Below are 24523 nucleotides of genomic sequence, written 5' to 3'. Positions count from 1 at the left end.
GCTCGAGCTAGCCCCCGCGGCCGCGTGGAGTCAAGGCTCGCGCCGGCGCCGCGAGCGCGCTCGGTCGCGTGGTCGCGTGGTCGCGTGGTCGCGTGTCGGGTGTCGCGTGTCGCCCGGCGTCTGGTCGCGCTACCGCTGGGCCGGGTAGAGGCCGTCCACGGCGTCGGCCCAGAGCTTGTTCATGGCCACCCGCCCGGCGGGATCCGGGTGCACCTTGTCGGTGAACCGGTCGGGGTGGTCCTTGAACCACGTATACAGATCCGGCCCAGGAGGGAGGCCGTTCGCCTGCGTCAGCTCGTCGATCGCCTGGTTGAACACCGGGACCGCGTCGTGGTTGCCGTCCGGCGAGAACGGGATGTGCGCGAGCACCGGGACACGGCCCGCTGCCTCGATCTTGTCGATGATCTGCTGAAGGTTCGCCTTGAAGGTGCTCGGGTCGGTCTGGCCCCAGGAGTCGTTGGTGCCGTAACCGATGGCGAAGTAGTGGAAGTCGGGGTTCAGCTCCAGGACGTCATCGATGCGATCCAGCGCGCTGGGCTTGTCGCTGCTCTTCGTGAGCTCGCTCCCGATGCCGCCGTTGATCATCGCCGGATAGTGGGCCGGGTGCGCCGCGTGCACGTTCTCGGCGAAGCTCGGCTGCGTGGCCGGCGTGTCGCGGTCGTAGGCGAACGCCGTGATGCTGTCGCCGAGGAAGAACCACGTGTCCTCCGCGCCCTTCGAGATGTCGTGCACGTCGATCTCGTCGAGCTGCACGCCGGTGTCGTCGGTCATCGCGGGGGCCGCGGTCACGACGAGCCGGACCCAGCTCTTGCCGCCGAAGTCGAAGCTGTGGGCACGCGTGCGGACCGGGTTGTCGGTCACCTCCGCAACCTTGGTCCAGGTGCCGTCCGAGCCGTTCGTGGAGTCGCTCGACGTCTCCACGCGGTAGGCGCCCGGCGCCCCGTATTGCACGTCCGTGTAGTTGTAGTTGTACGAGGCCGTCCAGCTCAGGAGCAGCCGCTCGTACCCGGTGCCGACCTGGATGGCGACCCAGGCAGGCGCGGCCGAGGTGGGCTTGCCCGCGATCCAGGTCCCTGCCGACCTGTACTTGCCGTCGTTGATCACCGACGCCGTCCCCGCCGAGGCGAAGGCCGGCTTGCCGCGAGAGATGATGGGATTGGGCACGATCCCCTGCGCGTCCGTACCCCCGCCGGCGCCGCCACCGCCCGTGTCACCGCCGCCGCCACCCGTATCACCGCCACCCGTATCCCCGACGCCGCCCGTACCACCGCCCGCGCCGCCCGTGCCCTGCGCGGTGGTGCTCCCGGAGCTCCCGGAGCTCGCCGACGAGCCGCCCGTGCCCCCGGAGCTCGCTGACGAGCCGCCGCCGTCGTCATCCGAGCAGGCCGACAGGAGGATTACCGCCCCCAGCGTAAGAACCAGGAAAGGTGACTGGTGAAATGAACGCAAAGCCATCGAAACTGACCTCCAGCGCCGGGCACTCTGGGGCAGTTCGGCGCCACGATCAACAGCGGAGGTGACCTCCGTCATCGATCCACGCCGATAAGATGAACCGGTAAATACAAGTTCGCTGCACCACGGCTCGCAGCAGCTCAGGACAATGCTCTGGGTGGCAGAATTGTCAACTGAAACGGTAAATATCCAGAGGTGTTCTCCGCGGCGACAGCGGGACGGCAGGACCTCGCGACGGACGGCATCCGCGTCGGGCGCTCCCACACAAGCCAGCACGCGCGACGCCAGGCGAGCGACGAGCGGTGCCGTCAGGGGGCGCTCCGGTGATACCGCCCGATACGGCGCGCTTGACAGCGACGACGGTTCCAGCGTCCATGCGCCAAGAGGCAGCACGCGAGGGGTGAACCATTGAACGCCAAGAAAGAGCCGACACTGCGGGCGCCGGGACGAGCGAGGACGGCCGGGCTGGTGGCGGGGCTCTTGGCGGTCGCCACGCCCCTCGCGGCAGCGGCGGACCCCTCGGGAGCCCCGGGCGCCGGCCCGGTGGCGGGAGGTATCGAGGGCCTGGTGCAGAGCGCCGCCCACTTCCGCCTGAGCAACGGCCTCGAGGTGCTCCTGGAGGAAGATCACAGGCAGCCGACGGTGGCCGTCGTCGTCGCGTACGAGATCGGCAGCCGAGATGATCCGCGGGGCTATGACCAGCTGGCGCACCTCGTCGAGCACATGACGTACCGGGGCTCGCGTCACATGAAGCCGCTCGAGGCGCTGAGCCTGCTCGAGCGAGCAGGGGTGCACCGCATGAACGGGGTCACGGGCCCCGACTACACCGCCTACTACGCGCTCGTGCCAGCGGCCGCGCTCCCCCTCGCGCTGTGGATCGAGAGCGAGCGCATGGCATTCACGCTCGAGCGCTTCGACGAACAGGCGCTCGCGCTCGAGCAGAAGATCGTGCGCAACGAGCTCCTGGAGAGCGATGGCATCGACGGGATGTTCCGGCGCCACACCTTGCGCGCCATCTTCGGGCAGGACCACCCTTACTCGGGCGCAGAGCTCCCTCTCGACGATCTCGAGGCGATCGAGCTCCGGCACGCGCAGTGGTTCTTCCAGCAAGGCTACCGTCCGAGCAACGCGCGCCTGATCCTGGTCGGCGACATCGATCCACAGGCGACCCGCGCCCTCGTGGAGCGGTACTTCGGCCCGGTGGTCAATCCGAAGGCGCCGTTCGTGCGCCGGAGGACGGCCCCGCCCGCCTTCGCCGCGGCGCGGCGAGTGACCTTCGAGAATGCGGTCTATCGTGAGCAGATCGAGGTGTGCTGGGCGGCACCGCCCGCCGCGTCGCGCGAGCGGGTCGCGGCGGGGCTCGTCGCCGACGCGCTGGCGCAGTCGCTCCGGGCGCGCCTCGTCGATGATCAGGGGACCCTGTCGCACGTCGATACGGACATCGACGACCTGGACCTGGGATCGGTGTTCTCCGTCTCGGCGGCCCTGACGAAGCACGCGACCCACGACGGCGTCGAGGCGGCGATCGAGCGGGAAATCCACCAGATGTGGGGCATGGACTGGGGAGCCGTGCTGCCGGAGGTGAAACAGACCGCGATCGTCCGCGAGCTCATCTCGCATGACAAGCCGCTGTCGCGCGCGTTCCGACACCTGCAGTCGCTGCGCTCCACGTCGCGGCCTTTCAACGTGGCACGGCGGATCGCTGAGATCGGCGGCGTCACCCCCGACGACATGCTGCGCCTGCGCCGCTACTTCACGCCGGATCGGCGCCTCGTCGCCCGCCTCGTCCGCGTGGAGCCCGAGGATGTCGCGTCCCCTGAGGGCAAGTTGACCGTCGACGCGCGCTGAGGTGTCCGCATGAGACGAGCAAGCATGGGGTGGGCAGCGCTCTTCGGGGCAGCGCTCGCAGGCTGCGGCTCGCGGGTGGAGCTGCCTCCTCCCCTGCTCCCGCTCACGCCGACCCCGGACGCCGAGTTCCGCGCGAACGCGCCGCCGCCCGCGGCTGAGCCAGCGCTGCGGGTCCACGACGTCCGCTCGACCGAGCTCGAGAACGGCATGACGACGCTCGTCGTCGAGCAGCCCGAGCTGCCGCTCGTGACGCTGGTCTACGTCAACCGCGCGGCGCGCGACGATGGAGCGCCGCGCAACGCCGGGCTCGCGGAGCTCACGGCCCGGATGTTGAACGAGGGGACACGGCTGGAGAACGGCGAGGTCCTGCGCCAGCTCCGCATCAGCGGTGAGCCCCCCGGGTGGAGCGTGGGCTCCGCCGGAACCGCGATCGCGATCACGACGCTGGCGTCTGGCGTCGAGAAGGCAGCGTGGCTTCTGGCGCGGCTCGTCCAGCACCCCGTCTTCGAGGCCGACTCGCTCGAGAGCGCGCGCGTCGCGCAGTCCCAGCAGCTGTTCAGCCGCTCCCTCGGCATCTCTTCCCAGCTGAACGAGCTCGCCCTCGAGGGGCTGTATGGCCCCGATCACCCTCTGGCGCTGCCATTCAAGACCTTTGGGCGCAATCTCAGGTTTTTTTCCGGGCATCAGGTGAGGAGCTTCTACTCGCGGCAATACGGCCCGCGCGACAGCGCCCTCATCGCCGTGGGCGCCGTGCAAGCCGATGCGGTCTTCACGCTCGCGCGCCGCCACTTCGGCGCATGGTCCCCTGCGCAGGGTCAGGTGCCGGCTGAGCCAGCGCCGCCGGCGGTCGTCCCCCGCGGCGACCGGAACATCCAGATCGGCGCGATCGCGGCCGACGCGTCCGACGCCAGCCTGGTCGTCGCTTTGCCATGCGCCGGCTTGTCAGACCCGGACGCCCTCGCTTTCGATCTCATCGCCATGCTGATCGGCGGGCTCACCGTGTCGCGCTCTGCAGCCGCGCTCCGGCACGACACGGGAATCAGCTATGGGGTGCACGCCGCGTGTTATCAACGCAGGACCGCTGGCAAATTCCTGATCGAGCTCAGCGCCGATCTCGATCGCGCAGGTGAGAGCCTGGAGAAGATCCTGACGGAGATCGAGCGGATCAAGAGCTCTCCGGTGACGCTGGCCGAGCTCGAGGCGGCGAAGATGCGCTACCTCGGCCAGACGGCCGCTGCCGTGTCGTCGACTCCGGGTCTGGCCGGGGCTCTCGCGGACCTCTATTTGAATGCGCTGCCGCTCGACCACCTGGCGACGCTGGAGCGCCGGGTGCGCGCCCTCAGCGCCGAGCAGCTGCAGCGCGCCGCGGCGCGGTACTTTGACGCCCAGATCGGCGTCGCCGTCTATGGGCCCCCGCGGTTGCTCCACGACCAGCTCGTGAGCCTCGGCGACGTCCAGTGGTCGATGCTGAAGACGACGAAGTGACAGCCACCTGCTCCTGTACGTCAGGGATCTACCCGCCCTCCGCCACCACCTCGCTCCAGTCGATGTCGAACCGCGCCAGGTACTTCCGCAGACGGTCCGCGTCGTTGACGCTCTTCTTCTTCGCCCGCGACGCCGCGAACAGCGCCCGTCCCGCCTCCGACAGCGACCGCGCGCCCTTCAGCACCCGCAGCACCTCGGCGAGCTGCACCCGGTCGAACGGGTCGAGCGCCGCCGCCCGGCGCGCGCCGAGCGCCGCGACCACGAGATCGTCCCCGTCGCTCCCCTCCCCCGCCGCGCCGCCCGCGGCGAGCGCTCGCCCGCCCGCCGCCGGCGCTCGCCGCCAGGCCTCCACGAGGCGCCCGATCTCCTCGTCCACGATCGGCACGCTGATCCTCCCCCCGGGCGCGAGCGTCGCCATCCGCGTCACGGCCGCGTTGAAGTCGCGGAAGTTGCCCGGCCACACCGCCTCTCGCGACGTCGCGAACGCGAGGAACCGCGCGCGCGCGTCGCGGCTCATCGTGATCCGCACGCCGAGCAGCCGCGCCGAGGCGTCGAGCTCGTAATCGAGGTTCGGCTCGATGTCCTCGACCCGCTCCCGGAGGCCCGGGAGCCGGAAGGTCCACAGGTTGATCCTCGCCAGGAGGTCCTCCCGGAAGCGCCCCGCCGCCACCTCCAGCGCGAGATCCCGGTTCGTGCCGGCGAGCAGCTGGAACTCGCTCCTCACCTCCCTGTCCGAGCCGACCGGCAAGAACGCCTTCTCCTCGATCGCCCGCAGCAGCATCGCCTGCTCGTCCGCGCCGAGCTCGCCGATCTCGTCGAGGAACAGCACCCCCTCGTGCGCCTTGCGCAGGAGCCCCGGGCGGTCCTGGAGCGCCCCCGTGAACGACCCCTTCGTGTGCCCGAACAGCGCCGACATCGCCCCGTCGCCTCGGATCGTCGCGCAGTTCAGATCCACGAAGTCACCGCCCACCTGCCGGCGCCCCTTCTTGAGGTCGTAGATCTTCCGCGCGAGCTGCGATTTCCCCGCCCCCGTCGGGCCCATCAGCAGGATGGGCGCGCGCGACGCGATCGCCACGTGCTCGATCCGCTCGATCAGCCGGTTGTACGCCGCGTTGCGCGTGTCGATGCCGCTCTTCAGGAACGACACCCCCTCGCGCTGCTCCTTCTGGAAGCGCGACGCGATGCGGTCGTACTTCGAGAGGTCGAGATCGATGATCGTGAACGACCCGGCCGCGAGCTCCTCACGGTCGCGCTTCGGCGGCGACGTCTGGATGAGCCGACCCGGGAAGTACCGCGACTCCGTGAGCAAGAACAGGCAGATCTGCGCGACGTGCGTGCCCGTCGTGATGTGGACGAGGTAGTCCTCCCGGTCCGGCGCGAACGGGTACGCCCTCGCGAAGTCGTGGAGCGCGCCGTACACCGCCTCGAAGTCCCACGGATCGTCCACCTCGACCACGTGAGCGCGGATGTCCGTCTCCGGCGAGGCGTGCCGCACGTCGCCCATCACCGTCTCGGCCAGGCCCTCGAAGCGGCGCTGGTAGAGCAGCTCGAACCGGTCGACGATCAGGTCCTCGTGCTGGCAGAGCGCCACGCTCGGGCGCCAGCGCGACCAGCGCTCCGGCGTCTTTCCGGTGTCCAGCGTCGGGCCGAGCATGCCGAGGACCACGGTGGTCTTGCGTGTCATAGAAGATTCTCTAACTGTCTTATACACAGGTCTAATCCGCAGGGCCAGGGGCCCGCGATCGCCTGGATTTCGAGTGGCACGCGCCGTGCGATGCGCAGGAACGACGGACCGACGGAGACCGACGAAGACCGACGGACCCCACCGAGAACGAGCGTCGCGGCGCGAGCCGGACGGCTCGACCCCTCACCGGAGATCTTGCCATGGAGCGAAGCTACAACGTCATCCCCACGGACTCGGGCGTGCCCATCAAGGCGTGGACGGTCGGCGTGCCGTTCGAGACCGCCGCGGAGGCGCAGCTCAAGAACCTCGCCGCGCTACCGTTCATCCACAAGTGGATCGCCGTGATGCCCGACGCGCACCAGGGCATCGGCGCGACCGTGGGGAGCGTGGTCGCGACGAGCGGCGCGGTCATCCCGGCGGCGGTGGGCGTCGACATCGGCTGCGGGATGATGGCGGCGCGCACGAGCCTCTCCGCGTCGCAGCTGCCGGACGCGCTGCGCGGGCTCCGGACGGCCATCGAGGGCGCCGTGCCGCACGGCCGCACCGACAACGGCGGGAAGAACGACCGCGGCGCGTGGCGCTCGCCGCCCCCCGCCCAGGTCGCGGCGTGGGCCGAGCTCGAGCCGCGGTACCGGCAGATCGTCGAGAAGCACCCGCGCATCGGGCGCGGCCATGCCATCGAGCACCTCGGCACGCTCGGGACCGGCAACCACTTCATCGAGCTCTGCCTCGACGAGGAGGACCGCGTCTGGGTCATGCTGCACAGCGGGTCGCGCGGCGTCGGCAACCGGGTGGGGAGCTACTTCATCGAGCTCGCCAAGCAGGAGATGAGGCGCTTCTTCATCCACCTGCCCGACAGCGACCTCGCGTACCTGCCGGACGGGACGAGGCACTTCCACGATTACATGCAGGCGGTGTCGTGGGCGCAGGACTTCGCGGCGGTGAACCGCGAGCTGATGATGGCGCAGGTGGTCGAGGCGCTCCGCGGCTCGGGCGAGCTGCCGCCCTTCGACGCGACCGTGGCGGCAGTGAACTGCCACCACAACTACGTGGCGCGCGAGCACCACTACGGGAAGGACGTCCTCGTGACCCGCAAGGGCGCCGTCCGCGCGCAGGCGGGCGATCTCGGGATCATCCCGGGCAGCATGGGCGCGCGGTCGTTCATCGTCCGCGGGCTCGGCAACCCGGAGAGCTTCTGCAGCTCGAGCCACGGCGCGGGCCGCGTCATGTCACGGGGCGAGGCGCGCCGCCGCTTCTCCGTCGCGGACCACGAGGCCGCGACCGCAGGCGTCGAGTGCCGCAAGGACGAGGACGTGATCGACGAGACGCCGGCGGCTTACAAGCCGATCGACGACGTGATGAGGGCGCAGAAGGATCTCGTCGAGATCGTCCACACCCTGCGGCAGGTCGTCTGCGTGAAGGGGTGAGCCGCGCGTCCCGGCGCCGTGATATCGCTCATCCAGGGGAGAGCCGATCGCCATGCTGACCATCGATGGATCCATCGGAGAGGGAGGGGGCCAGATCCTCCGCACGACGCTCGGCCTCTCGCTGATCACGCAGACGCCCGTCCGTATCACCTCGATCCGCAAGGGCCGCGCGCGCCCGGGCCTGATGCGGCAACACCTGACCTCGGTCCGGGCCGCGGCCCAGATCGGCCGCGCCGAGGTGTCGGGCGCCGCGCTCGGGTCTCAGGAGATCGTGTTTCGACCGACCGCGATCGTCCCCGGAGAGCACACGTTCCATGTCGGGAGCGCGGGGAGCACGACGCTCGTGCTGCAGACCGTCCTGCCCGCGCTGCTCCGCGCGCCCGCGCCGTCGGCGCTCACGCTCGAGGGCGGCACGCACAACCCCCTGGCGCCGCCGTTCGACTTCCTGGATCTCGCCTACCTGCCGCTCGTGCGGAGGATGGGGCCGGACGTCACCGCGACGCTCGTGACGCCCGGCTTCTACCCGGCCGGCGGCGGGCTGGCCCGCGTCTCGATCGCGCCGGCGCCGGCGCTCGCACCGCTCGAGCTCCTCGAGCGCGGGGAGATCCGCGGCCGGCGGGCGGTCGCGACGGTGTCGAACCTCCCGGGCGCCATCGCGGTGCGCGAGCTCGACGCGGCGGCGGCGGTGCTCGGCTGGGAGGCGGGCTGCTTCAAGCCCAGCGTGCTGAAGGGCGGGAACGGCCCAGGCAACGTGATCACCATCGCCGTCGAGAGCGAGCACGTGACCGAGGTCTTCACCGGGTTCGGCGCGAAGGGCGTGCGCGCGGAGTCCGTCGCCACGAAGGCCGCCGAGGAGGCGCGCGACTACCTTGCCGCGGGCGTCCCCGTGGGCGAGCACCTGGCCGATCAGCTGCTCTTGCCGATCGCCCTCGCGGGCCGCGGCGCCTTCCGGACGGTGCGCCCGTCATCCCACACGACAACCCACCTCGGGCTGCTCCGAGATCTCCTCGGGATCCGCGCGTCGGTCGAGCAGATCTCGGACGCGGCGTGGCAGATCGAGATCTGGCGCTGAGCGCGGTCCACGGCGGATCCACGGCCGATTGACGGCGGCGTCCCGGTTGTGCCACATCACGACGAGCGTACGGCGCGCCCTGCGTCGCGGGCTGCCCCGCGGCAGGGCGGCGCGCCCGGACGGCGGCGACGCGGAAGGCGGGACAATGGCGAAGCGCGATTACCTCAAGATCACGGACACGACCCTGGCCGAAGCGCACCGGGTGCTCAGGCTCGCCGCTCGCCTGAAGGAGGAGCCGAAGGGGCGGCGCACGACGATCCTCGCCGGCCGAGCCATCGCGGTCGTCCTGGAGAAGGCGAGCACGCGCACGCGCGTGTCGTTCGAGGTCGGCATCGCGCAGCTCGGCGCCCAGCCGGTCGTGCTGAGCACCCAGGGCAGCCAGCTCGCCCGCGGCGAGCCGATCCGCGACACGGCGCGCGTGCTCGCCCGGTACTGCGACGCGATCGCGTTCCGCACGTCGTCGACCGCGCGCCTGCTCGAGATGGCGGAGGCGAGCGTGCCGGTGATCAACGCGCTCTCGGACGACGGCCACCCGGTGCAGGTGCTCAGCGACATCTTCACGATCCAGGAGGCGCTCGCGGCGAGCGGGGACAGGACCGGCGTCGCCGGCCGGCGCATCGCGTTCCTCGGCGACTGCGCGAGCAACATGGCGCGCTCGTGGCTCGAGGCGGCGCAGCTCTTCGATTTCCACCTCGTGCTCGCGGGGCCCGAGGGGTACATGCCGCCCGCGGACGAGGTCGAGCGCGCGCGGAAGACGGGCCACGTCACGATCACGCACGATCCGCGCGAGGGCGCGGCGCGCGCGGACGTGGTGAACACGGACGTGTGGGCGAGCATGGGACACGAGGCCGAGGCGGAGAAGCGCCGCACCGCGTTCGCCGGCTGGACCGTGGACGCCAAGGTGATGGCGAAGGCCGCGCAGCACTCCATCGTGCTTCACTGCCTGCCGGCGCACCGCGGCGAGGAGATCGACGACGAGACGCTGGAAGGGCCGCGCTCGCGCGTGTGGGATCAGGCCGAGAACCGGCTGCACGTGCAGAAGGCACTCATGCTGTGGCTGCTCGGCGTCGAGCTGGCCTAGAGCGGGCGCGCGGCGCGCAGGGTCAACCGAGGAGGGCGCCGCCCCGGGGCCGGACGGAGGCCTCGTCGCTGCCCGAGCGGCCCGTGAGGTCCGCGACGACCTGCACCAGGTCGGCAGGGTCGATCGGCTTGGCGACGTGCTTCTGAAAGCCGGCCGCCAGCGCTCTCCTCCGGTCCTCGATCCGGGCATAGGCGGTCAGGGCCACGGCGGGGATACGCCGGATCTCGTCCCGACCCGCAGCGCGCAGCTGGTGAATCAGCGCATAGCCGCTCTCCCCCGGCATACCGATGTCGCTGAGCAGGACATCGGGCCTCAGCCGCTCCAGGACGCTCATGGCCTCGCTCGCCGAGCCGGCCGTGGTGACCCGCGCGCCCGCTCCCTCCAGCAAGAACGCGAGCATCTCCCGGGCGTCCGGCTCATCCTCGACGACGAGGACGTGAACGCCGAAGAGCGGCGACGGCTCCCCGCTCCTCGGCAGGGCGCGCCCCGGCGCAGACGGCGGCCCCTCGTGCGCGGCGGAGGGCGCCGCGGGCAGGGGGAGCGTCACCGTGAACGTCGCTCCTCTCCCCTCGCCCGGGCTCTCCGCCTCCACCGTGCCGCCGTGCAGCTCGACGAGGTGGCGGACGATCGCGAGCCCCAGGCCGAGCCCGCCGTGAGCCCTCGTCGGCGAGGAGTCGCCCTGACGGAAGCGGTCGAACACGTACGGCAGGAACGACGTGGCGATGCCCTTGCCGTTGTCCGTGACCGAGATCGCGACCTGCGCGTCGCTCCGCCCCACCCGGACGGTGACCAGCCCTCGCTTCGGGGTGAATTTCACCGCGTTGGAGAGCAGATTCCACATGACCTGCTGGAGGCGATCCGGGTCGCCGCACACGTGGCTGAGCCCCTCGCCCGGCTCGATGCGGATCTCGATCTCCTTCGCCTTCGCCGTCGGCGTGATGGTGTCCACGGCGGCGTCGATGACCGAGGCCAGATCCACGGCGATCGTGCGGAGCCGCAGCTTGCCCGTGATGATCCGGGAGACCGTCAGGATATCGTCGACGATCTGCGCCTGCGCGTGGGCGTTGCGCTCGATCGACGCCATGCCCTGCTTGACGCGCTCCGGGCCGAGGTCCTTGTCCTTGATCAGCCGCGCCCAGCCGAGGATCGCCGTGAGCGGCGTCCGCAGCTCGTGGGAGACCGTCGCGAGGAACTCGTCCTTCATGCGGTTCGCGTCCTCGGCCCGGATGCGGTCCTTCTCCGACTGGGCGAGCGCCTGCTGCTCGCGGCGAAGCAGCTCCGTGCGCTCGCGCTCGAGCTGCTTCAGCTCGGTGATGTCGACGACGGCGCCCGTCAGGAACAGCGGGGAGCCGTCCCGATCGGCGACGATGCGCCCGCGATCGTGGACCCACCGGATCGACCCGTCGACGCGGACGACGCGATGGATGATGTCGTAGATGCAGCGCTCGCGGACGCTCCGCTCGTGCATGGCGATCACCGCGTCGAGATCCTCCGGGTGGACGCGGCTCAGCCAGTCGCCCATGGGCTGCGTCGTCTCGCGCTCGTCCAGGCCCAGGATGCGGTTCAGGCTCGCGTCCCTCGTATCGTACTGAGTCACCAGGTCGACTCGCCACGTGCCCACGTCCGCCGCCCACGTGGCCAGCCGGAGCCGATCCTCCCGGTCCTGGAGCGCGCTCTCGATCCGGAACCGCTCGGTCAGGTCGACCGAGGCGCCGACCATGCGAATCGCCTTGCCTCCCGCGTCCCGGAGCACCGCGCCACGATCGAACACGCGGGCGACAGAGCCGTCGCCGCGGTAGACGCGGTACTGCGCCGACCAGGTGTCGGCGTCCCCGTGGATGAGCTCCTCGAGCGCGCGCGCAATGCGGTCGCGATCCTCGGGCAGCACGCGGCCCACCCACCACGCGCCGGTCGGGGCCGTCTGCTCGGGCTTGTAGCGGAAGACCTCATGGAATGTCGCGTTGCGCTCGACCCGGTCCGTCCGGATATCCCAGTCCCAGATCGGGTCCTTGATCGCTCGACCGAGGAGGCGATAGCGCTCGTCCTGCACGTCCGCCTCCACGCGCGCGCGCTGCTCCCGGGCGTCTGCGTGCGCGGCGGCATCGGCGGGGCCTGCGAGCGCGACCGCGGCCTGATCGGCGAGCGCCTCGATCAGCCAGGCATCGCCGCCGGAGGCCGGGGCGTCCCGCTCGACCGCGAGCACGCCAGCGACACGGCCGTCGACGATCAGCGGCGCGGCGGCGACGTGGGCCGCCCCGTCCAGCGCTCGCGCTATCCCGTCGTCGACGCTCGGGAGCGGGCGGCCGCAGAGCTCGGCGAGCAGCGCCGGATCGAGCCCCAGCGCCGCTCGCACGACCGGGCGCCCGTCCTCGTCGTTCAGGATCAGGACGGCCCTGCCGGAGCCGCTCAGACGCGTCGCCGCCGAGAGGACGATCTCTTCAATCGCGCGCGCCGAGCGCGCCGACGCGAGCGCGCGGCTGGCCTCGGTCAGCGCGCGGACCTGAGAACGGTGCCTCTCGTCGTGTTCGATCACAGGCAGACGACCCTCGGATCCGGGATGAGGGTACTCTCGCGGACGATGGGTGTGCATCCCTGGTCAGATCAGCCGGGCACGCTCTTGAAACACGACGCCACCACACCAGAGCACGAGCAGGCGGTATGCCTCTTGCAGCCCTGTCATAGGAGCGCGTCGACATGCGCGCCAGCCAAGCCGCAGGCGACCCGGCGCAGAAAACTTGGCCCGGTATCCCGATTCCTGAGCAAACCCGCGCTGCGTGGATTTCCGCGACATGCCGCCGGAGCTCCTCCTGGCCGTGGCCGGCGCGGCGCTCTCCTTCGGGCTGGTCCAGACGCTCCGGCTCGCGTGGAGGCGCGCATCGCAGCGGCGCCGGCTCTCGCGGTGCCGGGAGCAGGGCGCCGCGGGAGAGGCCCGCGCCGAGGCGCTCCTCCGCGAGCTCGGCTACACCATCGTCGGCCGGCAGGTGGCGGTCTCGTACGGAGTCCACATCGACGGCGAGCCGGTCAGCGTCGGACTCCGCGCCGACTACCTCGTGGCGCACGGTCCCAGGCGGTATGTCGCCGAGGTGAAGACGGGCCGGCTCGCGCCGCGCATCGACACGCCCGCGACGCGGCGGCAGCTGCTCGAGTACCGCGTCGCGTTCGATGTCGACGGCGTACTCCTGGTCGACGCGGAGTCCCGGCGGGTGCGGTCGGTGGTGTTCCCGCTGCCCGCCGGCGCCGCGGCCGCGTCACCGTACGGCGCGCGCCTCGCGTGGGTCCTGGCGGCGGTCATGGGGGGCCTCGTCGCGGCGATGGCCGCGCGCTCCGCGTGGTGACGCGGGCGCGCGGCGGGCCAGAGCGCGGCTCACGGAAGGCGCGCGGCGCGGCGCGCGAGGTTGCGAGGTTGCGAGGTTGCGAGGTTGCGAGGTTCACTGACGGCTCGCGGCGCGCGCCAAGGGGAAGCCTACGGGCGGCTCGCGGCGCGGCGCGCGCGGCGCCTGCGGCCGGCGAGCAGCAGGAGACCGAGCCCGAGCAGGCCGACCCTGGCCGGCGAGGCCTCCGAGGTCGCGCCCGCGCGGCACGCGCAGGACGCGTCGGGCTTGTTGCCGCCCGTGCCGCCGCTCGCGCCGCCGGAGCCGGCGCCAGAGCCGGAGCCAGAGCCGGAGCCGGTGGTCAGATCCACCGGATCGTCGAGCCCCACGTCGGGTCCGACCGGCCCTCCGCTCGCGGCGGAGGCGGCGCCGCCGTGGACCACCGGCTCGCCGCAGACCCCGTTGACGCACGGCGCGTTGCCGGGGCAGATGGCGCCCGCGCACGCGTCAGCGCAGCTCCCGGCGACGCAGACCTGCCCGTCAGCGCACGTCTTGCCCTCGCAGCCGGTGTCGACGCAACGGCCGTCCGCCGCGCACGTCTTGCCGGTGGGGCAGGTGCGGCAACCGCAGTTGGACTGGCAGATGCCGCGCTCGCAGACCGCGCCGTCCTCGCACTCGATGTGGGCGCAGAGATCCACGCACCGCCCGAGCTGGCACTCCTGGTTCGCGGGGCAGACGACGCCGTCGCACCCGCCCACGCAGTTGCCGCCGACGCAGATCTGGCCGCCGGTGCACTCCTTGCCGACGCACGCCTGCTCCACGCAGAAGCCGTTGTCGCAGACGAGGCCGGCGTCACAGACGACCTCGCCGCGCCCGCAGTACGGCACGCACGACCCGCGGTTGCACACGAAGCCCTCGTCGCAGAGCCCCTCGCCGTTGTCGACCTCGCCGTCGCAGTCGTTGTCGATGTTGTCGCAGGTCTCTTTCTGCTCCCCGGGCTCGAGCACGGGCAGGCACTCGACCTCGCCCTCGGTCGCGCAGCCCGTCCTGCCCACGGCGCACGCGCCCTGCAGGCCGGTGTCGCAGATCTCGCCGCCGCCTTTGCAGGTCACGCCCGTGATGTAGTAGACGAAATCGTTGAAATCTCCGTCGTTCTCGTACCCGCCCTGGCTCCCCTTCCAGCTCGTCGCGGTCACGGGCAGGTCCTCGAAGGCGACATAGAACGCGTCGGGCTCGGCGGTCGACGTGTAGATCAGCGTCGTCACCCACGGCGCGTTCGGCGTGCAGCTCGTGCAGACGGTGTTCAGCTCGCGCTGCGAGAACTTCGTCTGGGTGCAGTAGGTGCCCGCCTTGCCGATCAGCGCGAAGCCGACCAGGCCGCCCTGGTACCGCGCGTCGTTCCGGATGTCCGCCGCCGAGAACTGCCGCGGTGTCCAGTCGTGCTGCCCCGCCTGGGTGGTCTCCATCGTGGCCAGCGGGCAGAAATCGTTGTCCTCGCACCGGAACGCCGTCGAGGTGTCCGCGGGGATCAGCTCGTAGATCTGGTTGTCCGGCGGGCGCGTGCCGCTCGCGTTCGCGTTGTACCAGCCGAACGCGACCTTGCACCCGCCCCCGCGCAGCACGAGCTCTCCCGAGAACCCGCAGAGCGGCGAGAAGACACCTGGCTCCGTGCTCGCGTCGGCCACGGGATCGATGTCCTCCCCCCGGTACCCGAAGAGCCCATCGAGCGTGACGGCGTCCCTGGGGAAACCCCGGCCCGTCACGAGGTTAATCTCGTTGGCGCTGACCGCCGTGGGCAGGCGCGTGCCATCAAGCTGCGTCACAGCAGCGCTCGCGGGCACGGCCCCCGCGAGCGGGGCAAGCGAGAGGAAGAAGGAAAAAGCGGCTCGAGCCGCGCGGCGGCGAGGCGTCATGAAATAAGGTGTTTGCGGCATGAACACCACTCTACACCTCCCGAGGAGGCCAGGGTGGATGAGATGACACATCTCCACGCCGCCAGAATTATGCAGCACAGGTGTTCCTGCGTCGCAGCGCGCATCCGGTTTGACGCATGCCGTCACCACGACGCATGGAGTTGATCTGACGTTGAGCCGACCGTCAGCGTATTCCGACGCCGCTCCACTTCGCGCCTGGACAGGCCTCCTCCTGGCGCCGAGCGACCGACTGCGGCGGAATCGTCGCAATGGCGAAATGGAAGAGCGGAGCAATGAAACGACGTTGCAACGAAACAACGGCGCGGCCGACCAACGCAGCGGCGCTCCCGGCCCGGGGTGTTGCCCGGGTGTGGTAGGCTCGCGCGCTCAGGCTGCGCGTTTCCACCGCCACCGTATGACCAAGAAATCGCTCCGCGTCTATTTCATCGCCCACCACGACGGCCGCTTCACCGGCATCCTCCTGCGCACGTGGGCATTCCTCTTCGATCGGCCGGCGCCGTCCGCCTATGGCGCCTCCGAGGACGACGTGCTGCGCGCGATCGAGGTCGAGCTCCACGCGCGGCTGGCCACGGACGAGGACGATCTCGATCGCTACCTGTGGGACGAGTCGTTCGAGGTCCGCTCGCTGGACGTCGACGTCCACCCGCAGACCACGGTCAAGCGGACCGCCGTCGTCGGCCGGCGCCAGATCCCGCTGCGGCTCACGTACCTCGCGAGCAAGCTCGCCGAGGGCGGAGTCCGCGTGATGCTCCCCCGCTTCGGCTGGTCCGTGGTCCTCGAGGATCTCTCGATTGCGCCCGACGTGCTCCGCCAGCTCGTCACGAGCGCGCTGCTCGGCGAGTCTCCGCGGTCGCTCTTCGATTTTCGCCGGGAGGGAGACGAGTACGTGCGCCCGTGGTCGCCGCGCCGGATGGAGCGCGCCGGGCGGAGCGCTCGGCGCCCGGAGGACGAGCGCCCCACGCTGCACGCCGTCTCCGAGGATCTCGTCGAGAAGGCCGCGCGCCAGCGGCTGCCGCTCGCGGTGGGCGAGTCCGAGGAGCTGGAGCAGGCGCTGCCGCTGTTCGACGTGGCGCACGCCGCGCCGCCGCCGTCGATCCTGCTGGTGGGCGGCCCGGGCGTCGGCAAGACGACCTGGGTCCACCGGCTGGCGCGGCGGTTCGCGGCGTGGCGAAGGGACAAGGCGCGCGCGAGCTCGCCGGGCCTGTTCAGCACGTCGGCCGATCGGCTCCTCGCCGGGATGATGTACCTCGGCATGTGGCAGGCGAGGTGCCTGAAGCTCGTGGGCGAGCTGTCGCACGAGGGGGATCTGCTCCACGTCGGCGCGCTCTTGCCGCTGCTCCGGCCGCAGCCGGACGGCGCGTCGATCGGCGACGTGTTCCTGCCGGCGCTCCGGACCGGCGAGGTGAGCCTCATCGCGGAGTGCACCGAGCCGGAGCTCGAGGCGTGCCAGCGCCGCGCGGCCTCGCTCGTGGCGTGCTTCCAGATCGTCCGGCTGCGCGAGCCGGATCCGGCCGCGGTGCCGGCGCTGCTCGCGGAGTACGAGGCGCGGAAGGACGCGCGCGTCCGGCTGCACCCGGCGGGCAAGAAGCGGCTGGTGCAGCACCTCGCGATGTTCCGGCGCGACGTGCTCTTCCCCGGCAAGGCGCTCCGCTTCTTCGACTGGCTCGCGCAGGAGGCCGGCGCCCGGGCCGGCGCGGAGGCGGAGGCGGCCGGAGCGGCGCCGGCGCGCGTGCTCTACCCGCGGGACGTGTCCGAGGCCTACGCGCGCCACTCGGGGCTGCCGATCGAGCTCATCGCCGACGAGATCCCCGCGAGCGCCGAGACCATCGCGCGCGGGCTGAAGCGGCGCGTGATCGGGCAGGACGAGGCGTGCGACACGGCGGCGCGGGTGCTGGCGCGCTTCAAGGCCGGGATGAACGACCCCGAGCGCCCGTGCGGCACGCTGCTGTTCGTGGGCCCGACCGGCGTGGGCAAGACGGAGCTCGCGAAGGAGCTCACGCGGGCCATGTTCGGCGACGAGGGGCGGATGATCCGGCTCGATATGAGCGAGTACAGGCTCCCGGGCTCGTCGGCGCGCCTGCTCGCGGCGGGGCCGGACGCGACGACGCTCGCGCAGCGGGTGCGGCAAGAGCCGCTGTCGCTCGTGCTCCTCGACGAGATCGAGAAGGCGCACCGCGAGGTGTTCGACCTCTTGCTCGCGATCCTCGGCGAGGGCCGGCTGACGGACGAGGACGGGCGCCACGTGGATTTCCGGATGGTGCTCATCGTGATGACCTCGAACCTCGGCGTCGCCGACCGGGCGCCAGTCGGCTTCGGCGGCGACGACGAGCGCGCCCTGCCCCCGGGCGCGCGGCGCGCGGCGCCGGCGGGCGTGCGCGAGCATTTCCGGCCGGAGTTCGTGAACCGCATCGACCACGTCGTGCAGTTCCGGGGCCTCGGGCGGGACAGCGTGCTCAAGATCGTCGATCTGGAGCTCGCCAAGGCCGAGGCGCGCACCGGGCTCGTGCGGCGCAACCTGAGGCTCCGTGTGCTGCCCGAGGCGCGATCCTTCCTGGCCGAGGCGGGGTTCGATCCGAGGCGCGGGGCGCGGCCGCTGAAGCGGGTGATCGAGGAGCGGGTGATCACGCCGATCGCGGCGCGCATGGCGGAAGATCCGGGGTGCAGGGACAGGGAGATCGTGGTCGAGGGCGGGGGCGCGGGGCTCGAGGTGCGGTTCGGATAGACCAGGGGGAGCGGCGGTCGTCCGGCGCTCAGCCCGCTTCGATGGGCGCCTCGGGCGCGGCCCCGGGCTCCTCGTGCAAAACGGCCCAGACGAACTCCGGGATGAGCGCGAGCGAGTGCGGGTCCTGTGTGACGCCGATGAGCCCGCTGATGAGCTCCAGGGAGTGCTCCTGGCGGTGCGCGTCGACGAGCCGCAGCGGCGCGCTCGTCAGCGCCGGCGGGAGCCGAGCGAACCCCGGCCCCTGCGGATCCGCCAGCGCGACGAGCGGGTTGCGCCGAGCCTCTGCCGCCGTCCACCGCTCGAGCCAGTCGTCGAGGTGCGTATTCGGGATGAAGTGATCTGCGGGCCACGCGCGAAGGTAGGGGAAGAGCACGTGAATCCAGCCGGTGAGCTCGTCCGCGGCGTTCTCGTACCGGAAGAAGGCGCGCCAGAACGCCGGATCCGGAGGCTTTCGCCCCTCCGCCGAGGCGACGATCTGGTCCAGCACGGGCAGGAGCGCGCGGGCCCAGCGCTCCGCGCCGAGCGATCCGAACGCCTCCGCGCGCTGCCGCACCGAGCGCCAGTCATCCGCCGTACCCATCAGGTAGATACGCGGGATTCCGGGTCTCGGAAACACCATGTCCGCCGGGAAAGGCGGCTCCCACTCGAAGTGCGGCGCGAGCGGGGTTGTCACCGTGAGCTCCGAGGCCACCCGCTCGACCGGCCCTGTCGTCGAGAAGTCGGCTGTCAAGAGCTCCCTCAGCCCGCCGACCTGCGCGGCGGTCTGGGCGGATAGCTCCGAGAACGTGATGGGCCACGGGTTCACCTGGCCGAGCGTGAAATCAGGCCGGTCGAGCGTCAGCTCGAAATCGCGGTCCTCCCGGATGAACTTGCGCCGCTGCGCCTCGTTCGCCGCGATGTGGAGCGTGAGCCCCCGCGCCAGGCAGAGCCATATCACGTCGGGCGAGAGCACGAGCGGATAGCGCTGGGTGAAGGCCATATACGCTGCCTGGACGAGCGGGTGCACGTCCGTGCGCCCGACGAGCGGCAGGCGATGGCGGTAGGCGGCCTCGATGGGCGAGACGAGCAGGCTCTGCACCGAAGCTTCTTCGTCGAACGCGGGCAGGAGCGCCGTCGAAGGCGCGACCTCGGCAACGTCGATCGTCGTGACGCTCATGGCTACTCGTCCTCCTGGCCCTGCGCGACGGCTCCATGGGCCAGCGCTGCCGTAGATAGAACCTCGTACACAAGCGCGCCGCGCGAGACAACTCGCACCGGCGGCAGCCGCACAGCGGGCTCAACCTTGGAATCGCCTCGGCAGCACATCGACCTCGTCGGACGCGCCGACGCACGGCCGTGCGCCAGATGCGTGCGCGGAGAGACAGCAAACGCTCACTCACAACGGAACATTCCAGCAAGGCTGACACGCCCGTGCTTGCAATTAGAGCGCCAGGTTACCTGCTCGGCGGACCGACCGCAATCGCGAGGCTTGTCGCCGCGTCGCCCTGGATGCATGCGCGGATTCGCTCCCGGGGGAGCGCCACAATGACGCGAAGGCGCGGGCATCTCCCGGTCCACAAGGCAGATCCGGAGAGATCGCTGCTGGCCGAGCAGGGTGACATGGCACGGCATATCCCGCCTCCAGGCGAGGAGCGAGGCGCTTGGCAGCGCATGAGTTTCGCGTCATTCATGGCGCATGCCCTCCTCGCGCAGCTCCTCGCGCAGCCCTTCGCCGTCGAAATCCACAGGTGTCCGATCGGCGCTGCGCGTCCAGATAAAGAGCTCGGGCAATTTCGCGCATCCCGCGACCGACGCCGGCAGCCTGCCCAGCAGCGCGGCCGCGTCCAGTAACGCGAACCAGGCCGCAGCCCCCAGCCCGACCCCGAAGCCAGACCCCTTCTCCGGCTGGGATCCCGTCACACGGAAGAGCACCAGCCGCACGAGCTCGCCCGGTCCGACGACCACGACGACGGCCGCGCCGCACAATCCGTCAGGGAGCCACTCCGGGAGCACGACGACCGGCAACAGTAGCACCAATGTCGGTCGAGCACCCACCAGCGCACCAAGCTCACCCACCGCGACGCCGAGACCGCCGGTCTCCAGCGCCGGGAACCTGCAGGATCCGGTCAGGCCTCGATCCGCTGCTTCCGATGGCGACCTCCCCAGGGGCTCCACGCAGCCTCAGACCACCGAGCCCACCGTCAGGCCTCGATCCGCTGCTTCCGATGGCGGCCTCCCCAGGGGCTCCACGCAGCCTCAGACCACCGAGCCCACCGTCAGGCCTCAATCCGCCTCTTCCGATGGCGGCCTCCCCAGGGGCTCCACCCAGCCTCAGATCACCGAGCCCACCGTCAGGCCTCAATCCGCTCCTTCCGATGGCGGCCTCCCCAGGGGCTCCACCCAGCCTCAGACCACCGAGCCCACCGTCAGGCCTCAATCCGCTCCTTCCGATGGCGGCCTCCCCAGGGGCTCCACCCAGCCTCAGACCACCGAGCCCACCGTCAGGCCTCAATCCGCTCCTTCCGATGGCGGCCTCCCCAGGGGCTCCACCCAGCCTCAGACCACCGAGCCCACCGTCAGGCCTCAATCCGCTCCTTCCGATGGCGGCCTCCCCAGGGGCTCCACCCAGCCTCAGATCACCGAGCCCACCGTCAGGCCTCGCTCCGCTGCTTCCGATGGCGGCCTCCCCAAGGGCTCCACCCAGCCTCAGACCACCGAGCCCACCGTCAGGCCTCAATCCGCTCCTTCCGATGGCGGCCTCCCCAAGGGCTCCACCCAGCCATCTCAGGACCTCGGCAAGGGTCCCCAAGGGAACACCACGGCGACGACGCCGGAAAGCACGGCTCCCAAGGGGGGCGAGGTGCCCGGAAAGACGCCCGCGAACGAGACCGTCGCAAAGGACAGAACGTCAGCCCAGACCTCCCCCAAGACGGGCGAAACCGGCGCGAAGAGCACCCCCGCCGGAAAAACCGCTCCCACGGCGGAGCCGACGCCCGCCAGTTCCTCTACCTCGAAGTCACCGCCCGCGGGGCAGGGCTCCCGGCAGCCGGGGCCTGGACGCTCGGGACCGCCGCCGGGAGGCTCGTCCACCACGACTGACCCAGCGAAAGACGGCAAGGTGACATGGATCGCGGACAAGGCCGTCAAGAAGTCCGACTGGAGGACGTCGACGGGTAGAGGCACTCGCAAGAAGGCGAAGCGAGCCATCCCGAGCATCGCCGACCAGCTGACCAGCGGCGGCTTCCCCACCAATCCCGTGCAGGCGAAGAAGCAGATCGGGAAGCGCTTCCCCAAGGGACCGCTGTTCAACGAAGCCGAGTGGAACGCCTTCGAGCAGCTCTCCTCGACCCCTCAGGGACAGCGCTGGCTCACCGCCTCCGGCATGCTCCCGCTCGGCCAGATCGAGCAGTACCTTTCGAACGACAACGCCGAGAAGTTCCGCGGCTTCCACCTGCTGCACAAGCCGAGCAAGGTCGTCCTCGCGAGCTACGTCTCGCGCCAGATGAACGGCGGCGAGGACGGCAAGCGCTTCGAGGGCACGCCTCCGGCGGCGGTGGCCCTGTCCATGGAGGCGAGGCACACGACCGACCCGGCGAGGCGGGACGAGCTCAAGAAGCAGATCGATCAGGGCATCGCCAACGAATGGGCCAAGACGCTCGAGCATACCGAGCCCAACGACGACGTGATCTCCGCCATGGACCAGGGCGCCGTGCTGGCTCCGAGGACGCTCAAGGAGAGCTTGACGTTCGCAGAGATCAAGACGCTCTCGACGGACGAGGCCCTCGCCCGGTACCGGCAGTCGATCGAGGTGCTCAAGAACACCTTCCACCTGCTCCAGGCCGGCGCCGAGATCTACGACGCCGGCTCGAAGAGCCATGTCCCGCTCCAGGGCGTGCCGGTCGCCAAGCTCCTGTCGCACGGCGGCCGCGTCAACATCCAGATCCCCGAGGGCAGCCCGCCCTACGCGCTGACGGAGTTCCTCGGCATCACCGACGAGAACGGCAACCCCAAGGCCGGCGTCTTCAAGCGCGACTTCGGGACGCACCACGTCTCGCTCGGCAAAAACAAGTTCAAGGAGCAGGGTGGGCAGTACGCCGCGATCAGGTCCAAGCTGGACGACACAGAGCTCTACGGCATCAACCTCGCTATCGGCGGGCTCGGCCTCAAGGACTTCAACGGCGACATCATCCTGCCCGACGGCGCCCACGGGCACGTGTTCATCGGCTACCGCCCGCCCAAGCCGGGGAGGCGGGGCGCGCTCCAGATCGGCATCGAGACCACCGGCCCAGGCGCGCCCAGCACCGTCGGCTACATCCACAACTGGCGCTCCACCGAGAAGACCGCAAACCCCATCTCCAGCGTCGGCGGTCTCAAGCAAGACAAGATCGGCGATGAGAAGGGCAAGAACGCCCGCACCGTCGACCTGCGCAAGCTCGGGGACGACTGGAAAGGGACCCTCGAGGAACGAGCGGACCAGTTCGCGCACGACGTGACGGAGAACCCGACAGAGGCGATCAAGAACCTCGTCGGCCCGCGTGATATTCCGGAGGAGGACACCCTGGGTACCGCGCCGCGCGCCTCCGTCGAGCCGTCCGACGAGTCGTCCGTCGAGCCGTCCGACGACTCGTCCGACGAGTCGTCCGATGGGTCGGATCGCTCCGAGCGAGGTTCGCGGGGCGGCGATCGCCGCGATCCGCCGGGTGACGCCGCGTCCGACCCGGAGCGAGGCGCCCAGGATCCCGGGCAGGGCGGCTCGGATCAGCGGCCGCGAGGGGTCGAGCAAGCCCCCAAGGGCAACGAGCCCCGCGAGATGCCCGGTGACGCGCCGGAGCAGATGACGGCCAAGACGCCAGAGGCCTCGAGTCCTGGCTTGGAAGCTGGAACGACGCAAAGCGCTCCAGGAAAGGCGCCGGAGAGCCCCGGCTCGCGCCTGCCGGAGACGACATCGCAGCCGCCCGTGCGGGGCCCCGGCAGCCAGGCCACGCCCATCACCACCGGGACGAAGGCGCCGGTCGGGTCGCCCGCGGCCAGCGCACAGGGTTCCGCGGCAGCCTCCGCGACCCTGAGCCCGGGAACGCTGCCGTCGCGCGGTGACGGCAGCGTCGAGGAGGTCGGCGCGGAGTTCTTCCGAGACAATGCACCGGACGCGGGCGACGAGGACCAGAGCAGTGACGACGGCGACGAGGACCACAGCGATACGGACTCGGAGCACGACGACTCCGAGGGCGAACGCGACGACGACTCCGAGGACGACGACTCGGAAGACGACGCCGAGGGTGAACGCGACGACGACGCCGAGGGCCAACGCGACGACGACGCCGAGGGCCAACGCGACGACGACTCCGAGGACGACGACTCCGAGGACGACGACTCGGAAGACGACGCCGAGGACGAACGCGACGACGACGCCGAGGGTGAACGCGACGACGACTCCGAGGGCCAACGCGACGACGACTCCGAGGGCCAACGCGACGACGACTCCGAGGGCCAACGCGACGACGACTCCGAGGGCCAACGCGACGACGACTCCGAGGACGACGACTCCGAGGACGACGCCGAGGACGAACGCGACGACGACGCCGAGGGTGAACGCGACGACGACGCCGAGGGCCAACGCGACGACGACGCCGAGGGCCAACGCGACGACGACTCCGAGGGCCAACGCGACGACGACTCCGAGGGCCAACGCGACGACGACTCCGAGGACGACGACTCCGAGGACGACGACTCGGAAGACGACTCCGAGGACGACGACTCGGAAGACGACGCCGAGGGCCAACGCGACGACGACGCCGAGGGCCAACGCGACGACGACTCCGAGGGCCAACGCGACGACGACGCCGAGGGCCAACGCGACGACGACTCGGAAGACGACGCCGAGGACGAACGCGACGACGACGCCAAGGGCCAACGCGACGACGACGCCAAGGGCCAACGCGACGACGACGCCAAGGGCCAACGCGACGACGACTCCGAGGGCCAACGCGACGACGACTCCGAGGGCCAACGCGACGACGACTCCGAGGACGACGACTCGGAAGACGACGCCGAGGACGAACGCGACGACGACGCCAAGGGCCAGCGCGACGACGACTCCGAGGGCCAACGCGACGACGACTCCGAGGGCCAACGCGACGACGACTCCGAGGACGACGACTCGGAAGACGACGCCGAGGACGAACGCGACGACGACTCCGAGGGTGAACGCGACGACGACTCCGAGGGCCAACGCGACGACGACTCCGAGGACGACGACTCGGAAGACGACAACGGAGATCGCTTCGGACCATCCCAACGGCCTCAGTCCGGCCGCGAGGTTCCGTCTTTAACACCGCTGACGCCTGAAGGCGGACAGCACGCCCGCGCGCCTCGTGGTGAGTCCCCCGCGGATACCCCGGCGGACCTGCTGGCAGGGTACAACCCCGCTCTGGACAGCGGGGATGACGCAGCCGACCCGCAAGCGCAGCTCGACGAGATCGAGGAAGAGCAGGAGCCGCCGTCGGAACGAGCGCCGGATCCGGAGACATC

The 24523-nt window shown here is 70.8% G+C and carries 14 protein-coding genes and 1 pseudogene; 9 read left to right on the top strand and 6 right to left on the bottom strand.

Going from position 1 to position 24523, the window contains the following annotated elements; genetic code table 11:
• Nucleotides 1-129 precede the first annotated feature (129 nt).
• Nucleotides 130-1455 carry a GDSL-type esterase/lipase family protein gene (locus POL72_RS48115; protein WP_272103946.1) on the bottom strand — a complete coding sequence of 442 codons (1326 nt, stop codon included), beginning with the start codon at nucleotides 1453-1455 and terminating at the stop codon, nucleotides 130-132.
• 405 nt (nucleotides 1456-1860) lie between these two features.
• Here POL72_RS48115 and POL72_RS48110 point away from each other — a divergent pair, with 405 nt between their 5' ends.
• A complete protein-coding gene (locus POL72_RS48110) occupies nucleotides 1861-3300 on the top strand; it encodes a M16 family metallopeptidase (protein ID WP_272103944.1) in 1440 nt (479 codons plus the stop codon).
• 9 nt (nucleotides 3301-3309) lie between these two features.
• On the top strand, nucleotides 3310-4785 hold the full coding sequence (locus POL72_RS48105; RefSeq protein WP_272103942.1) for a M16 family metallopeptidase: 1476 nt from the start codon (nucleotides 3310-3312) through the stop codon (nucleotides 4783-4785).
• Nucleotides 4786-4813: 28 nt separating this feature from the next.
• On the opposite strand, the gene rtcR is transcribed toward POL72_RS48105, so the two are convergent.
• Entirely contained in the window at nucleotides 4814-6469 is a 1656-nt protein-coding gene (rtcR, locus tag POL72_RS48100; protein WP_272103941.1) for an RNA repair transcriptional activator RtcR, read from the bottom strand.
• A gap of 200 nt (nucleotides 6470-6669) precedes the next feature.
• Here rtcR and POL72_RS48095 point away from each other — a divergent pair, with 200 nt between their 5' ends.
• The 3 genes from POL72_RS48095 to argF all read left to right on the top strand — a co-directional run bounded on the left by POL72_RS48095 (nucleotide 6670) and on the right by argF (nucleotide 10049).
• Nucleotides 6670-7896, top strand: a complete 1227-nt coding sequence (locus tag POL72_RS48095) for an RtcB family protein (protein WP_272103939.1) — start codon at nucleotides 6670-6672, stop codon at nucleotides 7894-7896.
• Between the two features lie 52 nt (nucleotides 7897-7948).
• A complete protein-coding gene (gene rtcA, locus POL72_RS48090) occupies nucleotides 7949-8968 on the top strand; it encodes an RNA 3'-terminal phosphate cyclase (protein ID WP_272103937.1) in 1020 nt (339 codons plus the stop codon).
• A gap of 145 nt (nucleotides 8969-9113) precedes the next feature.
• Complete coding sequence (argF, locus tag POL72_RS48085; protein WP_272103935.1) at nucleotides 9114-10049, top strand: ornithine carbamoyltransferase; 936 nt, start codon at nucleotides 9114-9116, stop codon at nucleotides 10047-10049.
• A 22-nt stretch (nucleotides 10050-10071) separates the two neighbouring features.
• Here argF and POL72_RS48080 read toward each other — a convergent pair whose 3' ends face one another.
• The gene (locus tag POL72_RS48080) at nucleotides 10072-12582 is read right to left on the bottom strand and encodes a PAS domain-containing protein (protein ID WP_272103933.1); all 2511 of its coding nucleotides are present in this window, start codon (nucleotides 12580-12582) and stop codon (nucleotides 10072-10074) included.
• A 256-nt stretch (nucleotides 12583-12838) separates the two neighbouring features.
• On the opposite strand from POL72_RS48080, the gene POL72_RS48075 reads away from it, so the two are divergent.
• Nucleotides 12839-13384 carry a hypothetical protein gene (locus POL72_RS48075; RefSeq protein ID WP_272103931.1) on the top strand — a complete coding sequence of 182 codons (546 nt, stop codon included), beginning with the start codon at nucleotides 12839-12841 and terminating at the stop codon, nucleotides 13382-13384.
• Nucleotides 13385-13512: 128 nt separating this feature from the next.
• On the opposite strand, the gene POL72_RS48070 is transcribed toward POL72_RS48075, so the two are convergent.
• Complete coding sequence (locus POL72_RS48070) at nucleotides 13513-15183, bottom strand: hypothetical protein (protein ID WP_272103930.1); 1671 nt, start codon at nucleotides 15181-15183, stop codon at nucleotides 13513-13515.
• Nucleotides 15184-15688: 505 nt separating this feature from the next.
• On the opposite strand from POL72_RS48070, the gene POL72_RS48065 reads away from it, so the two are divergent.
• Entirely contained in the window at nucleotides 15689-18016 is a 2328-nt protein-coding gene (locus POL72_RS48065) for an AAA family ATPase (protein WP_272103928.1), read from the top strand.
• Nucleotides 18017-18044: 28 nt separating this feature from the next.
• Here POL72_RS48065 and POL72_RS48060 read toward each other — a convergent pair whose 3' ends face one another.
• Both POL72_RS48060 and POL72_RS48055 read right to left on the bottom strand, forming a co-directional pair.
• A complete protein-coding gene (locus POL72_RS48060; protein ID WP_272103926.1) occupies nucleotides 18045-19172 on the bottom strand; it encodes a DUF4419 domain-containing protein in 1128 nt (375 codons plus the stop codon).
• A 506-nt stretch (nucleotides 19173-19678) separates the two neighbouring features.
• On the bottom strand, nucleotides 19679-20020 hold the full coding sequence (locus POL72_RS48055; RefSeq protein WP_272103925.1) for a hypothetical protein: 342 nt from the start codon (nucleotides 20018-20020) through the stop codon (nucleotides 19679-19681).
• A 1357-nt stretch (nucleotides 20021-21377) separates the two neighbouring features.
• Here POL72_RS48055 and POL72_RS52420 point away from each other — a divergent pair.
• Both POL72_RS52420 and POL72_RS52415 read left to right on the top strand, forming a co-directional pair.
• Nucleotides 21378-22460 (top strand): annotated as a pseudogene (locus POL72_RS52420) (hypothetical protein); the annotation flags it as partial.
• Nucleotides 22461-23130: 670 nt separating this feature from the next.
• Nucleotides 23131-24324 carry a hypothetical protein gene (locus POL72_RS52415; RefSeq protein WP_506377488.1) on the top strand — a complete coding sequence of 398 codons (1194 nt, stop codon included), beginning with the start codon at nucleotides 23131-23133 and terminating at the stop codon, nucleotides 24322-24324.
• Nucleotides 24325-24523: the final 199 nt, after the last annotated feature.

The organism is Sorangium aterium (assembly GCF_028368935.1).
Classification (GTDB): domain Bacteria; phylum Myxococcota_A; class Polyangia; order Polyangiales; family Polyangiaceae; genus Sorangium; species Sorangium atrum.
This window is presented reverse-complemented; position numbering and strand designations above follow the sequence as displayed.